The following is a 14,756-nucleotide window of genomic DNA, read 5'->3' on the forward strand; positions in this document are numbered from 1 at the left end:
TTCATGCATCGACCGGCATCGGAAACGACAACGTAAATGTCGTCCCTTTGCCGGGCGCCGTTTCGAGCTTCACCGACCCGCCGTGGCGCTCCATGCACGCATGAACCATCGCAAGCCCCAGCCCCGTTCCCTCGTCGCCCTTCGTCGTGAAAAACGGCTCGAAAACGCGCTTTTCGACATCTGTGGGCATTCCCGGACCATCATCGGCTACCTGTACCCAGGCTTGCCCGCCCGTTTGCCCAGTGCGCAGCGTAATCGAGCCGCCGCCTTCGGCCAGCGCGTCGATCGCATTGACGATCAAGTTGACGAGAGCGCTCACGATATCGCCCGAATGCCCCCAAAAGCCCGGCGGCCCGCCCAGCTCTTCCCGAATGCGTAACAATCGCCCGCGCGCAGCCATTCGAGGCTTCGCGATTTCAGCAGCCTGACGGACCAAACGATCCAAGTCGACAAGCTCCGCCCGTGCCTCGGCCGTCTGTCTGCTGTAATTCCGTAATCTCACCAGCGTCTGCATGCCGCATTCGAGAACTTGCTTCATTTCAGCAATGCTCTCCTTTGCCTCGTCGGTCCTGCCACGATCGATCGCGCGTGAGAGCACTTGTAAGTGGAGAGATAGCGGGTTCAAGATGTTCACGAGGTCATGCGTCACACCAGCGGCCATTTGACCAATCGCCCGAGTCTTCTCGGTGCGTGCAAGCAAATCCTCCGCCTTGCGACGCGCAATCCGCTGCTCGTGCTCGTTCAGCTCACGTTCGACCGCCGCCGCCAATCGTCCCAGCTTTCCCTTGACGATAAAGTCACGCGCCCCTCCGAGCATCGCGCTGATGGCAGCATCCTCTCCAACGGTCCCCGACACAATGATGAACGGAATGTCGATCCCGCTTTCCTTCAGGACTTGCAGAGCCTCCGGGCCACTGAATTGCGGCAGCGACCAGTCCGATATCACGATGTCCCACGCGCGCTCCGCCAAAGCAGCACGCATCGCCGCCGCATCCTCGACCCGCAGACACGTGGGCGCGTAACCACTTCTTTCAAGCTGACGTAACGTCAGAAACATATCGTCTTCGTTGTCTTCGACCATCAAGACGCGTAGCTCGGTTGCCATTGGACATTCGCAAGGTGCACGTGTCGAGCGCGTGGCACAAGCACTTTTTATGCGCGCCTCGGAATCCATGCGCTATCTTGCTTTCATGTCGAGCGATTCCTCCGTCAAGCTGCGTGGAATGGAGCGCCTCGTAGGCGCAATCCAAGAGTTGTCGCTCACGCGCGACCTCGACGCGGTCATGCGCATCGTGCGCAGCGTGGCGCGCGAGCTGTGTGGCGCCGATGGAGCCACGTTCGTGCTGCGTGACGACGGCAAGTGCTTTTACGCGGACGAAGACGCCATCGCGCCGCTCTGGAAGGGCAAGCGTTTCCCCATGGAAGCGTGCATCAGCGGCTGGGCCATGCTCCACCGCGAAGCGGTCATCATCGAAGACATCTACGCCGACGCGCGAATCCCTCACGACGCGTACCGACCCACGTTCGTGAAAAGTCTGGCCATGGTGCCCATTCGCACGGCAGCGCCCATCGGTGCCATCGGCACTTATTGGGCGACCACGCGACGCGTGACCCAAGACGAGCTCGAGCTTCTGCAAGCTTTGGCGAACAGCACGAGCATTGCCATGGAGAACGTGCAGCTCTTCTCGGAGCTCGAAGCGCGCGTACGCATGCGAACCGCGCAGCTCGAAGCAGCCAACCGCGAGCTCGAAGCGTTCAGCTATTCGGTTTCGCACGACTTACGCGCGCCGCTCAGAAGCATCGATGGCTACGGCACTGCGCTGGAAGAGGACCTCGCCGATCGTCTCGGCGCGAAGGATCGCGAGCATTTTTCACGCCTTCGCGCGGCCTGTTCGAGGATGAACGTGCTCATCGACGACCTCTTGACATTGTCGAAGGTCAGCCGAGGCGAACTTCGCGACGAAGTGGTCGACATTTCGAGCCTTGCGCGTTCCATTGCCGAGGATCTCGTGCGGCAGGCAAAGGACCGGCAATTCGACATCGTGATTGCCGATGGTCTGCAAAGTCGAGGGGACCCGTCGCTCGTGCGCGCGGTGCTCGAAAACCTGCTCGGCAATGCCTTCAAGTTCACGGCACGCGTGCCGCATGCACGAATCGAAGTCGGGTGCAGCGACAAGGGCACGTTTTTCGTGCGGGACAATGGCGCTGGTTTCGACATGAAGTACGCCGCCAAGCTCTTCGCGCCATTTCAGCGCTTGCATTCCAATAAAGAGTTTCCAGGAACCGGCGTCGGTTTGGCGACCGTACAGCGTATCGTCCACCGCCACGGTGGCCGCATTTGGGTCGAAAGCAAACCCGGCGAAGGAACGACGTTTTCCTTTACGCTCGCGCCGTCGGTTTGATCCCGGATTTCTCCTTGTATCTCGCCCCTACCCGACTATGCTCCCGCCCGTGCAATTCGATCGTCACGGCTGGGCCATCAGTACCATCGATGCATTGCCGGTAAACGCCGCCTATACGCTCTTTTCCGCCGATCCTTCGGCCCGCATCGACATTGCCCTCTGCGCGCACAAAGCCCGCCAATTTTTTGCGACCGGCTTCGAGCTTGGCCAGGCCAAAGCGTACCCCGACGGGCAAACGCCCGATTCCGACGCAGCCTACGTCGACGTCTCGCCGCTCGGCAAACGTAGCAGCGCCGTCACCCGCGTCTTCGTCGTCACGTGGCCCATCGAAAGAGATCACCTCATCCGCAACGTCGGCGATGCCGCCGCTCGAACCATCGGTGGCGCCGGCATGGATGTTCTCGTCGCCCGTGCCAAACGCATTTGGCAAGTGTCGAACGAGCTCACGAGCGGCGACGATCGAAATGCCCCTCTTCGTGTCGCAGCAATCTTGGCGTCCGTGCTGCTCGCCCCCATCGTTCCTCCCGAAGGCAATACGATTTACGGCGTCAAGGGCGCCCGCGAGCGGCTCGAAGCGGCCGAGACCAGCGTTCGTCCCAAGTGAACGGACGTCGCGCACGGCGGTCTTCGTTTCGAGGATTGATTTCCGCCTGTTCCGGAGTATTCTCCGCGCCTCGCACCATTCCGACGGAGAACACCATGACCCTGCGAATCAACCAAACAGCACCGAATTTCACGGCCGAAACGACGCATGGAACCATCAACTTCCACGAATGGATCGGCGACGGCTGGGCCATCCTCTTCTCGCACCCCAAAGACTTCACGCCCGTTTGCACGACGGAGCTCGGCTACATGGCGGGTCTCGAGCCCGAGTTCAAGAAGCGCAACTGCAAGATCATCGGCCTCAGCGTCGATCCGGTCGGCAGTCACAGCAAGTGGGCAGCCGACATCGAGGAAACCCAGGGCCACAAGGTCAACTACCCGATGATTGGCGACCCGAAGCTCGAGGTCGCGAAGCTTTACGACATGCTTCCGGAAGACGCAGGCACGACGTCCGAAGGTCGCACGGCGGCGAACAATGCCACGGTGCGCACGGTTTTCGTAGTTGGGCCCGACAAGCAGATCAAGCTGATGCTGTCGTATCCGATGTCGACGGGCCGCAACTTCGACGAAATCCTCCGCGCGCTCGACTCGATGCAGCTCACGGCGCAGCACAAAGTCGCGACGCCCGTGAACTGGAAGCAAGGCGAAGACGTGATCATCGCGCCGTCGGTTTCCGACGAGGAAGCGAAGCAAAAGTACCCGGGCGGTTGGAAGACGGTGAAGCCGTACTTGCGCGTCGTTCCGCAGCCGAAATGATGGCAGCCGTTCCGTTCGAATCCGGGCCAGGATTCGCGCGCTCGCTTCGCGGGCGTGGAACGCCCGCTTCGCGAGGCTAGTTTACGATGGGGGGGCCGAGGCTCGCCTCCCGGTGCTTTGGACTGCGTCCAAAGCACGGCGAGGCTCGGCCCCCCCATACCCCCCGATTGAGCTTGTTCCAATTGATCAGCTCCCTGGTCATTTTGCAACACAAACAACCTTCTCCAAAAGTGGCTGGCACCTTTTCCTGGCAAGCCTGACCGTGCCATGATGCCCTCCGCATGAAGCCCACCGATTCACACGAAGTCATCCTCGCGGCGCTCGAAGAGGTCGCTGGAGCGGCCATCGTGCTCGATGAACACTTGCGCATCGTCGATCGCACGGTCGAGGCCGAAGTGCTCGTGGGTCAATCGCTGCCCATGGGAGCATTGGCGCCCGAGGCTCTTTGCGGAGACGGTCCCGAGCGTCCGGTTGCGGAAGCGCTGTCGCAGGGGCGTCCGGTTTCGGCGACGATTCATCGAAAAGGAGCTGCGGAAAATACGGGATTTTTATCCGTGCGAGCCATTCCGCTGCGGCGCAATGATGCAAAAATCGGTTGGCTCTTGCTCCTCGATACGGACTTGCTTGCGGCGGAGCATCCCGATGCGCCCGTGGAGATATGCGGCGTGCTCACGCGCGACAAAAACATGAAAAAGTTATTGGGCGACGTGCGCAAGGTCGCGCGCACCAATGCAAGCGTGCTCGTGCGGGGAGAGACGGGCAGCGGAAAAGAATTGATTGCCCGCGCCGTGCATACGCTAAGTCCGCGCAGCAAAGGTCCTTTGCGGACGCTCAATTGTGCAGCATTGCCGCCGGCATTATTGGAAAGCGAGCTCTTTGGACACGTGCGTGGGGCATTCACGGGTGCGGTGCGGGATCAAAAAGGCCACGTTGAGCTTGCGCACGGAGGAACTTTGTTTTTGGATGAAGTCGCCGAATTGCCGCTCGAATTGCAGGCGAAGCTGCTTCGCGTGTTGCAGGAAAAAGTGGTCGTGCCCGTGGGCGGTCGTGATCCCATCGACGTGGACGTGCGGTTCGTCGCAGCGACCCACAGGGCACTGCGGAAGGAGGTATCGGCGGGTCGATTTCGCGCAGACTTGATGTTTCGATTGCGTGTCGTACCCTTGTTTCTGCCGCCGCTTCGCAAACGACGCGGGGACATATCGCTCCTTGCGTGGCGGTTCATCGAACGCATGAATGCGAGCGGCGATCGTCACGTGGCTCGGCTGTCCCCCGGAGCCATTCACGCGCTCGAAACGTACGATTGGCCGGGAAACGTGCGCGAGCTGATGAACGCCATCGAATATGCGTTCGTCATGGGCGACGGTCCCATTGTCACGGAAGCCGATTTGCCGCCGGAAGTACGTGGAGAACGATTGGACTTTGCCGACGATCCGGTGGACGATGTGGACGTGGAGGCGGAGGCAACGCCTGCGCGGGAGCTTGGTCCGGAAGAACGGAAAATCCTTGCAGCATTGCGTGAGGCGCGAGGAAACAGGCAGGAGGCTGCGGCCTTGTTGGGGTATAGCCGCATCACGCTCTGGCGAAAGCTGAAAGCCATGGGACTCGACGACGAAACCGTCATTCGGTCGCGGCGCCGCGATGGTGTACCACCGAGCGATTGAAGTGTGGCTTCAATCGAAGCGCAAGCTTTCAATGGACGGGCCGAATGCTGCGAGAGCGCGCAGCACGAGCTTTCCGAGGGCCGGCGTTTTTTCGCGCATCGGGCCTTCGGCGATGGCCGCGGCGACTCTTGAAAGGCGCGATGGGTCATCCGCTGAGCGCGGACCACGTCGAACGTCGCCTCGAGCGTGCTGCAAAAGACTTTCTCGCAATTGGGCCGCGCTTTCGATGATTTCGATCCGCCCTTCCTGGTTCAAGGCTTCCACGATTTCGAGCTGGTGGTCGTTGACGTGTTCTCCGAGCGATCCGAGCCGTGGAACGACCAGTGGTTTGTGACCTTCGCGCAGGGCCGACCACAAAGTTCCAACGCCCGCATGGCAAATGACCACGTCTGCTCGAGCCATTTCGGCGTCGAATTCAGCCCGGGAGAGCGTTTCTTGGCACGACAAAACACGCGGGCGCGTTTGGCTGTAGCCGTATTGGCAAACGCCGGAGACGGGCACGTCGAGCGCTGCAATGGCTTCGTCGGTGTATTGCAGAAGCCGCTCGAACGGATTGAACGCCGTGCCGACAGTAACAAAAATTCTCATCCGAAGTGCACGCTCGCTTTCTCGCCGCGGGGATAAAAACGGGCGACTCCGTCCCATTGATAGAAAAACCGATGCGCGAGGGGGTACATCAAGCGTCCCGTGAGCGTCGCGCGTGACACGGCTGCCGCGGATTCGACGAAGATGATGCGCGAGCGGGTGAAGAGGCGAGCGAGCAGGGCAAAAGGAACCGCGGGACCGGCCCCTGTGGACAGGACGATGTCTGGATCTTCGCGGAGGAGAATTTGCGCCGATTCGAGGAAATTGTAGAGCACCTTCACGTCCCGTTCGGCGTGCACGATGCGATAGACGCGAGCGAATGGGAAATCGGGAAGTGGAGCTGCATCATTGAGCACGAGCACGACTTCGTGATCGCGCAAAATGGGCGCCAAGTGCATGACTTCGGTCAGGTGACCACCGATGGACGAGACGATGCAGATGCGGAGGTTTGCCTCACCCCCTGGCCCCCTCTCCGCACGCGGAGAGGGGGGACATGCCTCACCCCCTAACCCCCTCTCCCCAAATGGGAGAGGGGGTGAAGAGCCTTCAGCAATGTTGAAACGGTTTTTCGACACGGTCACGAAACTCATCCCGCTTTTGCGCCTTATTTCCCCCTCTCCACTTGTGGAGAGGGGGTTAGGGGGTGAGGCCTTTTCCCCCTCTCCCTCATAGGGAGAGGGGGCCAGGGGGTGAGGCCTTTTCCCCCTCTCCCTCATAGGGAGAGGGGGCCAGGGGGTGAGGCTATTCGTGGGTGTTGACGCTCGCCGAGGCAAGGCCCCACTGGAAGTTGTCGAGCAGAGTGACCGAATCGAGCGCCGTGTCGGAGACGTCGAAAATCATAAATTCGATTTGCATCGTTTCGCCAGGAACGACCGGGGCTTCGGTGGTGAGCCATTTCGTACCGCCACCCGAATTCCCATCTTCCATGCCCGTCCCTGTCAGCTCGGTATAGCCGCCGGGGCACGTGTAGCAGCCTTTCGGCGTACATACGTCGAAGAAACCATTGTTGACCGACACGGGGTTGTTCAGGCTGTCGAACGAAATGTTCTTGTCGGCCGGGATGCCCATGGCACTGGACTGGAGCAGTGCGAGGTAGAAGTCGTTGAAGGAGGAGCACGAGTAGATCCAGTATTCCGACGAGATGAACTTGAACTGGTACGAGAACGATTGCGCATTCGTCGGCACGCGAATCGATAGCTTCACGTTGATGGAGTCGTTGGCTCCGTCGCCTGCCGGGCAAGCTCCGTTGCAACTGGCGGACGATGGCAAGTTGCCGCCGTGCGCGTTGAGGTACGCCGAGGGCGGATCGGCATAGGAACCATTGCTCGTGCTGTACGAACCTGGCCAGCCGGGGTCGTTCTTATCGCGCATGTAGCCCGATGACAAGCCGGCCATCGTGAGGTTTTTCTTGGGCACGATGCCGCCGGTGCCGTAATCGACCATGATGGCCGCCTGTTTGTTCTGCATGTTGGCGAGCTCCGTCGCGTTTGGCGGGAATCCACTGGCGAGGACGAAATCAGCGGAAATGACGCCCCACTTCTTTTGAGCTTGCGGAGGATTGGCCGTCGTCGTTTCGCAAAGCTCCATGGCTTTGTGGACATCGGCAGCCGTCACGCCGGTGAACTTGGCAGCCGTGCTGCATGCCGCCGGGGGCATGGTATCGAGCGTCGTCGGATCGCAATCGTCGTCGATGCCATTGCCCACGACTTCGAACGCGCCCGGATTGATGAGCTTCGGACTCGTGCAACCCTGCAAGACCGAATCGCAACAGTCGCCACCGCACATGGTCCAGCCATCGCCGTCGTAATCGGCGGCGTCATCGACCGTGCCATTGCAATCTTCGTCGATGTTGTTGCTGCAAACCTCGGCCTTGGGAAGCACTTGGCCCACGCAAGTTCCCCAGCCCGTGCCCGTTTCATTACACGTCTGCACGCCAGCTTTGCAGGGTCCCACCGCCTCGGTGCCCGGAGCCCCTTGATAACATGCTTGCGTCGTCCCTGGCACGCACTTGCACGCCCCATCCTGAAGGACGTTCCATTCGCAACCATTCATGACGTTCTTGTCGCAATCGGCAAATGCCGTCGCGCACGTCCCCATGGTGCACAAACCATCCACGCAAGCCGGCGTCGCGTTCGGCAAGGTCGGGCATGGATTGTTGCACGATCCGCAATTGTTGACGTCGGTCGCCAGATCGTAGCAATTGCCGCCGCAGCAGGACATTCCAGGCATGCACGGCTGCACGCCCGAACAACCCGGATAACATGTACCGCCACCGCAAACGGAACCTTGCGGGCAATCGGTGTCGATGACGCATCCGACGCACTTGTTTTCTTGCGGATTGCAAATCAATGGCGCTGGGCAGTCGATCGCATCCGTACACCCCACCTCGCATGTATTGAAGTTCGTGCAATATTGCCCTTGCGGGCATACGTCGTCGGCTCCGCCAGGAAGACACGCGACGCACGTATTGGTCGTCGGATTGCAAACGGGCCCTTTGGGCGATGCTGCGCAATCGACCGATGTCGTGCACTCGGGCGGCGGACCTCCCCCTCCCATCCCGGCACTGCCGGACGTACCGGCGTCACCACCTGCGCCACCGACGGCGCCGCCATCGCCCCCCATACCACCCATGCCTGCGGCGCCTGCGGTTCCTCCGCTGCCCCCCGTCTGGTCCTGCAGGTTGTTGTTGGACGAAGACGCTTCACAGCCCAAAGCAAGCGCACCAGCGAGACCCAAGCTAAAAACGACGCGCGGACCCATGACGACCTCCTTCACACGCACACGTTCTCACCCTACACGGCCTCGCGCGCAGTTGTCACCTAAAACCGTTCATCTCTGAACGAAGGCGATGAGCCGCACCGCTTTCGTCCCAGCCCCCGCAACGCTTGCTTTTCCGTCCGGCGTCGGAGTAACACCGGTCAGCGCCGCGTTTGGCGCAAGGCACTCGTTCTCAACCGAACAATCACAACGTGGACCTTCGCCCTAGAGCGCCAATCACGCCCGCACGACCGTGATTTCTCGCCCTCGCGCCGTCGCTCCTTTGGATGCTCCGAGTCTTTGCGAAAGTGGCGGAGCGCTCGGACGCCGATCGAAAATCACGAGCCAGCCCGAGCGCATATCGAGCCCGGAAAGGTATTCCTCGATTTGTTCGAGGCCCTCGGGCAATGGATCGGGGTCCCCATCGGCTCGCCATACCTTGATTTCAATGGCAAAAACGTCCAGCCCTCGGCGAACGAGCAAATCCATGCGACCGCGACCAATCGCCACGTCGCGTTCGATGGAGCCTCCCCCATTGACGACTCGGTGCAAAAACGACATCAACACCAAATGCGGGGCCAGCTCGTGATAAGACGTCGACCCGAGCAGGGGCCAACCATGCTGGCGCCAAAAGAGAAGGAACGCTTCAATCAATTTGTCGAAGTCGATACGACCGTCGGGCTTTTGCCACGTAGGGCGAAGCTCGGGGATGGATGCACGAATCGCCCAGGAAAGCACTTTGATGAATATTTCTTCGTAGATGGGATTGGCAATCTCGACGCGTCCCCCCGATGATATCCGGATGAGCCCCAAATCAGAGACGAATTGCTGATCATCCGGTGGCACGTCGCTGATGCGCCCTCCGGTCAAAATGGGCTCGATGACCGCCTTTATCCGCGGTTCCCGCAAACGCTCGGCCAAACTGTCGAGATGCGTGTCTTGTCGTTCGATGAGAATGTCTTTCGCCTGATCGACGTGCGCTTTCGTGATGGGCATCGCGCGATCCGGCACGACGACGGATACGAGCTGCCGAGCCATTGCATTGACGAGCCACGGTTGGCCTTGGGACCAATGAAACGCTCGGTCCACGGCTTCCGGTAGAAACACCTGCCCCGTTTCGGCCGTGTGCTGCGCATAAAGCTCGCCGACTTCACCGAGGGCGAAGTTGCGCAGTGTGAGAGCTTCCGCCGCAATGTTGAAAGGACTTGCGGAATGCGCTCGATCGGTACCGCCCGACGCCAATTTGTAGTCGCGCACGTTGCGCATGCCGATGACCGCTAGCGATATGGGAAAACCACGAGGGCGCAAACGATAACCATCTCGAAGTTGTCGAAGCACCGAAACGAGCAGCGGGCCTTCGAGCGCATCGATTTCGTCCAAAAACACGACGAGCGGCCTGGATGAAGCTCTTGCCCAAGCAGCCAGCGCCGCACCAATGCGCGATCCCTCTGGCGCATCCGGCCACGGCGGCGGCTGAAGATCCGCTGGCAAATCAATCTCGGCTGCCTGCCGCCATGCCTGCAGCATCGCCAGCTCCGCAGCCCCCGTGTCATCGAGCAACCCGGCGCCCGTCTCCATCGATACGAGCAGCGCCGTGTATTTGCCTTCCTCCGTGAGCTCGAGGGCGAACGTCCGCAGCGCCGTCGTCTTGCCGACCTGACGAGGCGCATGCACGACGAAGTAGAGCTCCTGCTCGACAAGCTCGCGCACCCGAGGCAAGCGCCGAAGTACGGGAAGCGTGTAGTTGTTGCGAGGATTGTTCGGCCCGGCAGTGTTGAACCAACGCGGCATGGACGGCGGTCTTGCCCGAAGGTGCAGAAAAAGTCAAGATTTGCGTTTTACCAGGCGCAAACCTCACGGTTTCCGCCAGAAAACGCGATGTTCTCGTTGCAAGTCGCGTTTTTTGGAGAAAAATCGCTGGCTTTCGACGACAAGGAGCGATCTTCGACCATGGATGGCGCATTGCCGCGAAAAAGGCCCCGCTTTGGGCGAAATGAAGGCCTTTGCAATGCAATATGCGGCCGTCGACGCGCAGGCCGAGCAAAACGGCTGCCGAGGTCGAAGAGGTCGAGGATACGTCAGCGTCCGGCGAAGAAGGTGCGACGGAGAGTTGAGCGGACTGAGCCCAGCACACGTTTTCGGCTGAACATCGCCACCATAACCAAGCAACGGCACTCAGCGCGCCGTGACGATCACCGTGCTGTTGGGTCGGCGAGCCATGCGGCAAGCGCGTCTCGGCTCGAGTTGAAGTACACGTCATCGAGACGGTCCATACCGAGCACTTCGATACGCTGTGCAAGCGTTGCAATCTCGCGCTCGCTGAGCGGGCGTCCAAGGGCTCGCGCGAACCACCTCGCGTAAGCGTTGGTGCGACCGCGATCGACGCCTCGATCTTCGCCAAACTTGACGAGATCCTCGATGATGACGGGTTCCAGGTGCGCTTGTTCCATGGCTGCCACCATCATTTCATACCGCTTCCGCATCGCGGCCGCAACCACCGCCATGTGCCGCTCGGCCCAGCTTGCTCGACGCTGTGCGAGCACCGACGCAACACGCATGCACAACGCTTCGTCGGTCCACTTTCCCGCGTTGGCCCCCGCTGCAAAGCACGCCGTCGCCGGATCGATAAGCAGTCGCGCCGCGGGTACGTCCGGAAGAACGATGGTCTTGACTCGCACGCTGATATCTGCCACCGCCACGACATTGCGCCGCTGCCCCGTCGGAAGCGGCATCAGCCACAACGCTACCGTGCGAACGCGACGTTTGCCCCGGTTGCGCAGGGCAAACCCGACGTGATACCACAACGTCCGCTCGTCAAACGTCGTGTCCTTGTAACCCTGACATTCGATGTGCAAAAGCTCGTCCTGATTGACACGCGCCGCCCAGTCCGCATCCAGCTCCGGAGGAAGACCATCGAGCTGCGTCGGAACCACGTCGTCCGGAACGAGCTGCGCATCGTGAGGCAAAAGGCGAGGCGTGAGCACACGCAGCATTGCCGCAACGACGTCTGGCTGCGCTCGCGATAAAGCTCGAAAAGCTCGATCCGATTTGGGCATACGCGCACGATGCGCCAAAAGGTTTGTCGGCGCAAGCGCGAATGCGTCATGACGAACGGGAAGGTTTTGCCAAGTGGACGCCGCTTGCACACGCCGCCTACGCCTTATTCGACCATCTCCGATTGCGCAAAGCCCGTCAACGCCGCTCGCACGCGCCTTTGACAATCGCTCGGAACATGGACGATACACGCGAAAGCTCGAGCCCCTCCGTCCCAATCTCGCACGCCGCCTTTCGATCATGACTCGCAAGCGCCGCAGTGACCGCAAGCTCGTACGCCTCCGGGGTTTTTCGCACGAGTACATTACGCTTCGCCAATTCGAACGCCTTCTTGGAATCGCCGCCCGCGTCGAGCCAAAACTGCGCCGCATGATCCGCAAACGCCGCCGGATGCCGCGCGACGAGCTCGTCGTAACGCGCCATTGCCGATGAAACATGCGCCTTCGCGCCAGCATCGTCACCGCGCGCCTTCAGCTTCACGGCGAGAACGAAATGCAAATCAGGATCGTCGGACGTCCCCAAAAGAGGTTTTAGTATTGCCTCGGCAACATCGGGCTTTTCGAGCCGCGCCAAATGCGCGGCCGCGTGTGCATAAGCGGGCAGCCGCTCGAGCGACGCCCGGTAAAACGCAATCGCCAAATCCTTGTTGCCTTCTCGCTCCCAGAATTGACCCTGATTGAAAAAGAGCCAAGCAACGGGGAACGGAGAGCTGTCGTCATTCGCCTCGAACGCTTCACGAAATGCCGCAATCGCCTCGGTTTGTCGCCCCAATTGTCCGAGCAACACCGCAATGATGCCAATCGCGTCGATGTTCGGCCGCTCCTTTCGCACCTCGAGCGCAAGCCTGAGCGCGTCTTCCAGACGCCCCTGCGCCGCGAGGATCGTCGCCCGTTTGCTCCGCGTTTGCCCAGGCTGCGCACCACGACGCTCGGCTTCGTCGAGGTCCGCCCACGCATCGTCGAAACGATGCAGCGCCGCTCGCGCCTTTGCACGCGTGATGTACGCGTCGGGTTTGTCCGGCACATCCTGCGGAAAACGTTCGGCCAGCGCCGCCGCGCGCTCGATATCCGCAATTCGCCCCGCCATCTCGCCCCGAACCATCAGCAATTCAATCAAATTGCGCCGCCGCTGAGGGTCTGCTGATGGCTTGGCCACCAATCGCTCCAGGCTGCTGATCTGCCCGTCGAGATTGCCCAGCGCAATATCGCCCGACGTCGTGCGACGGGTGGATTTCGACGGCGGAAGGTGCTTTTGCACGTGGGGCAGAAGCGCCGAAGATGCGGCCGATCCGACGGGCGCTGCGCCCTTCGGATCGGCCTTGCTGCATGCGAATGCAATCGCAATTCCCGCAATCGTCACGATTACCGCTGGCCGCACTGGAAAGCTTCGTCGGATGAGGTCGAGCATGGCGGCCAATGGCAAAGGTCACTGCGGATTGGCCAAATACGGGAACGTCGTGCCCTTGGCCGCTTCACTGATGGGAACGTCGTCACCGACGCTCGCATCGAGCGCTCCCGTCGCGAGGACCGTGTAGCTGACGTCGATGACGTCATAACCCAACGTACGACCACCGCAATCATTGTTCATGACGCCCACGGCATTCGCCTCGACACCAAGGTAGGTCGTGCACATCGGGCCGACCATGTTGACGTAGAGCCGATCGTCCGCGAGCACCGTCGCAAGTTGGCTGTAGCGCGTCGGGTCGTTCTTGTTCATGTCGGCAAGGAGCTGATTGCCGCACACGGTGTCGAGACTGTCGAGGATCCCCAAGTTCGCCTGGATTTCGCCCACGTAGTCCGCCCACTTGTCGGGCATGGCGGCGTTGTATGCATCCTTGTTGGTGTTCGCTTGCGCGTCGTTGGGGTTGAACGTCTCGTTCGTCGCGGTGTTGATCGCCGGACGACCCATTCGATCAACCTGCTTGCCAAGCGCCGGCATCGTCATGCCGCCGCCACCAGCGCCGCCACCGCCATTGCCACCAGCGCCGCCACCGCCGCCCGCGGCAGTCGAGCTGGAGGCACCCGAGCTGGTCGTCGTGGTTGGCGTTTCTTCTTCGCAGCCAATGACGACCAGACCGAGAAGTGCGACGAGTGCCAGCGAAATTGTTCGGATTTTCATGTCAAACCTCACTTTTGGTGGGTGCTGGCCCACACCGCAACGATATTGCCGCCACCGGTCACGTACGACTTATCGAGCTCGATGACGATCGAAAGTACGTTGACCTTCTCGAAGAAGTTTTCAGCCGCGCCTGCGCCCATGTTGGTGCCTTGAAGCATGCCAATGAGGATGGTCGACGTAGCGGCATCGAGTGTGGGGCAACCGGTAGCGTCGAATTGGAGTCCGGGGGCCGCCGCCTTCACGGTGGCGACAGCGTCGTTGAAGCCCGCCAAGTTGAAGTAGAAGGGATCCGCCCGAAGGCCGGCAAACACTTTCATCTTGAGCGTGTCGCTCGTGATTCCCGCCGTCGGGCTTGCATCGCCCTTGACAAAGTCTTCGACCGCCCCCCCAGGCTCGCCAAGCCAGCAGGAGATCTTCTGATCCGCGTCGAATTCGCAGACGATGTCCTTCTTTTTGCCGGGCACGCCATACGCATCACTCGTCTCCAAGTGAAGCGCGTACTGAACGGCATCCGAGAACTTCGACGACGTCGTCGCGAGCGGCGAGACGTTCAAGACAAGGTTCAGTTTGTCACTCGCGGCCCAAGCGTAAATATCGGTGATATCGGCCGCTGCATCCATCTTGACGGTGGGGCCGTCGAGGTGATCTGCCGCGATGGCCCACGCGGCCCCGGCGGTGATTGCGAGGGCACAGGCCCCCTGAAGATACCTGATCTTGCGCATAGTTTCTCCTTAAGAACCATCTTCACGTTACCGTAACGTAACGGTTGAAGAACGACCATTTCATCGCATGTTTCGCCAGCAGGCCAGCGAATTCG

13 protein-coding genes are annotated in these 14,756 nt (G+C 60.7%); 4 read left to right on the forward strand and 9 right to left on the reverse strand.

Annotated features, from left to right (window positions below; translation table 11 throughout):
• Nucleotide 1: 1 nt before the first annotated feature.
• Complete coding sequence (locus IPM54_41350; GenBank protein MBK9266220.1) at nucleotides 2-1,105, reverse strand: response regulator; 1,104 nt, start codon at nucleotides 1,103-1,105, stop codon at nucleotides 2-4.
• A 49-nt stretch (nucleotides 1,106-1,154) separates the two neighbouring features.
• Between IPM54_41350 and IPM54_41355 the strand changes: the two genes are divergently transcribed.
• From IPM54_41355 to IPM54_41370, 4 genes are all read left to right on the forward strand, one after another.
• The gene (locus IPM54_41355) at nucleotides 1,155-2,402 is read left to right on the forward strand and encodes a GAF domain-containing protein (GenBank protein ID MBK9266221.1); all 1,248 of its coding nucleotides are present in this window, start codon (nucleotides 1,155-1,157) and stop codon (nucleotides 2,400-2,402) included.
• A gap of 49 nt (nucleotides 2,403-2,451) precedes the next feature.
• Nucleotides 2,452-3,006: a hypothetical protein gene (locus IPM54_41360; protein ID MBK9266222.1), complete on the forward strand. Its 555-nt coding sequence runs from the start codon at nucleotides 2,452-2,454 to the stop codon at nucleotides 3,004-3,006.
• A 95-nt stretch (nucleotides 3,007-3,101) separates the two neighbouring features.
• Nucleotides 3,102-3,761, forward strand: a complete 660-nt coding sequence (locus IPM54_41365) for a peroxiredoxin (GenBank protein MBK9266223.1) — start codon at nucleotides 3,102-3,104, stop codon at nucleotides 3,759-3,761.
• Nucleotides 3,762-4,042: 281 nt separating this feature from the next.
• Complete coding sequence (locus IPM54_41370; GenBank protein MBK9266224.1) at nucleotides 4,043-5,425, forward strand: sigma 54-interacting transcriptional regulator; 1,383 nt, start codon at nucleotides 4,043-4,045, stop codon at nucleotides 5,423-5,425.
• Between the two features lie 9 nt (nucleotides 5,426-5,434).
• Here the strand turns inward: IPM54_41370 and IPM54_41375 are convergent, their stop codons facing one another.
• The 8 genes from IPM54_41375 to IPM54_41410 all read right to left on the reverse strand — a co-directional run bounded on the left by IPM54_41375 (nucleotide 5,435) and on the right by IPM54_41410 (nucleotide 14,661).
• Nucleotides 5,435-6,013, reverse strand: a complete 579-nt coding sequence (locus IPM54_41375; protein ID MBK9266225.1) for a hypothetical protein — start codon at nucleotides 6,011-6,013, stop codon at nucleotides 5,435-5,437.
• Complete coding sequence (locus IPM54_41380; GenBank protein ID MBK9266226.1) at nucleotides 6,010-6,408, reverse strand: hypothetical protein; 399 nt, start codon at nucleotides 6,406-6,408, stop codon at nucleotides 6,010-6,012. Before IPM54_41380 ends, IPM54_41375 begins: the two co-directional genes overlap by 4 nt.
• A 343-nt stretch (nucleotides 6,409-6,751) precedes the next feature.
• Complete coding sequence (locus IPM54_41385; protein MBK9266227.1) at nucleotides 6,752-8,770, reverse strand: choice-of-anchor L domain-containing protein; 2,019 nt, start codon at nucleotides 8,768-8,770, stop codon at nucleotides 6,752-6,754.
• A gap of 234 nt (nucleotides 8,771-9,004) precedes the next feature.
• Nucleotides 9,005-10,558 (reverse strand): ATP-binding protein, encoded by a 1,554-nt coding sequence (locus IPM54_41390; GenBank protein MBK9266228.1) that lies wholly within the window; start codon nucleotides 10,556-10,558, stop codon nucleotides 9,005-9,007.
• Nucleotides 10,559-10,959: 401 nt separating this feature from the next.
• Nucleotides 10,960-11,913, reverse strand: a complete 954-nt coding sequence (locus IPM54_41395) for a hypothetical protein (GenBank protein ID MBK9266229.1) — start codon at nucleotides 11,911-11,913, stop codon at nucleotides 10,960-10,962.
• Between the two features lie 46 nt (nucleotides 11,914-11,959).
• Nucleotides 11,960-13,228 carry a tetratricopeptide repeat protein gene (locus IPM54_41400; GenBank protein ID MBK9266230.1) on the reverse strand — a complete coding sequence of 423 codons (1,269 nt, stop codon included), beginning with the start codon at nucleotides 13,226-13,228 and terminating at the stop codon, nucleotides 11,960-11,962.
• Nucleotides 13,229-13,246: 18 nt separating this feature from the next.
• A complete protein-coding gene (locus IPM54_41405) occupies nucleotides 13,247-13,939 on the reverse strand; it encodes a DUF4331 family protein (protein ID MBK9266231.1) in 693 nt (230 codons plus the stop codon).
• 8 nt (nucleotides 13,940-13,947) lie between these two features.
• A complete protein-coding gene (locus IPM54_41410) occupies nucleotides 13,948-14,661 on the reverse strand; it encodes a DUF4331 family protein (protein MBK9266232.1) in 714 nt (237 codons plus the stop codon).
• Nucleotides 14,662-14,756 lie beyond the last annotated feature (95 nt).

Source organism: Polyangiaceae bacterium (assembly GCA_016715885.1).
In the GTDB taxonomy this organism is placed as follows: Bacteria; Myxococcota_A; Polyangia; order Polyangiales; family Polyangiaceae; genus Polyangium.